Here is a 255-nt window from a genome sequence, read left to right on the forward strand (position 1 = left end):
CTAACGACCTACTGAAGGAGATGGCAATGACGATCCTCGACCCTGACCGGTCGAGGATCGTCTCCATTGATTTCGTCGATAACCCCTATCACGGAACGTACGCCGATGAGATCGGCGAACTCTGTCGGATGGCCGCTAAAGACGGTACAACAACGTGTCACCGCTATTGTTCAGCATACCTCGTTTCAAACGGTAAGCCGGTGACGCTGGCTATGACGTACGTGCGCAGTGATGAGAGTGAGGCCGATGCGGTCG

Annotated in this window: 1 pseudogene; it reads left to right on the forward strand. The window is 54.9% G+C overall.

Annotated elements, in window-relative coordinates:
• Window positions 1-255: pseudogene (locus O2S87_RS19265) on the forward strand (ISH3 family transposase); the annotation flags it as partial.

The sequence above is a fragment of the Halohasta sp. A2 genome (genome assembly GCF_056175805.1).